Annotated in this window: 1 pseudogene; it reads left to right on the top strand. The window is 57.5% G+C overall.

What is annotated here, in order from left to right:
• Positions 1 to 959 (top strand): annotated as a pseudogene (locus ACIOWE_RS30305) (sigma factor); the annotation flags it as partial.
• Positions 960 to 1,001 lie beyond the last annotated feature (42 nt).

Genomic DNA, 1,001 nt, shown 5'->3' on the forward strand with positions numbered 1-1,001 from the left:
ATAAGGGTACGGTCGAGCTACTTACACGTGAAGGCTAAATCGAAATCGCCAAACGTATCGAAGAAGGCATCCGTGAAGTGATGAGCGCAATCGCGCACTTCCCTGGCACGGTCGACCATATTCTCTCCGAGTACACTCGCGTCACCACCGAGGGTGGTCGCCTGTCCGACGTCCTGAGCGGTTATATCGACCCGGACGACGGCATTGCGCCGCCTGCCGAAGTGCCGCCGCCGATCGAAGCGAAAGCGGCGAAAGCCGACGACGACACCGACGACGAAGAAGCCGAATCTTCCGATGACGAAGAAGAAGCCGAAAGCGGTCCGGATCCGGTTATCGCTGCCCAGCGTTTCGGCGCTGTGTCCGATCAAATGGAGATCACTCGCAAGGCGCTGAAAAAGCACGGTCGCAACAACAAGGCAGCGATTGCCGAGTTGCTGGCATTGGCCGAGCTGTTCATGCCGATCAAACTGGTACCGAAGCAATTCGAAGGCCTGGTCGAGCGTGTTCGCGGTGCCCTGGATCGTCTGCGTCAGCAAGAGCGTGCGATCATGCAACTGTGCGTACGTGATGCACGTATGCCACGCGCCGATTTCCTGCGTCAGTTCCCGGGTAACGAAGTCGACGAAAGCTGGTCCGACGCCCTGGCCAAAGGCAAGAGCAAGTACGCCGAAGCCATTGGCCGTGTTCAGCCGGACATCATCCGTTGCCAGCAGAAGCTGATCGCACTGGAAACCGAGACCGGTCTGACCATCGCGGAAATCAAGGACATCAACCGTCGCATGTCGATCGGTGAGGCCAAGGCCCGCCGCGCGAAGAAAGAGATGGTTGAAGCCAACTTGCGTCTGGTGATCTCGATCGCCAAGAAGTACACCAACCGCGGCCTGCAATTCCTCGATCTGATCCAGGAAGGCAACATCGGCCTGATGAAAGCGGTGTACAAGTTCCAATACCGTCTTGTTTAAAAGTTCTCGACTTATGCCACCACGTGGATCCGTCAGGCG

The organism is Pseudomonas sp. NPDC087598 (assembly GCF_044743525.1).
Taxonomy (GTDB): domain Bacteria; phylum Pseudomonadota; class Gammaproteobacteria; order Pseudomonadales; family Pseudomonadaceae; genus Aquipseudomonas.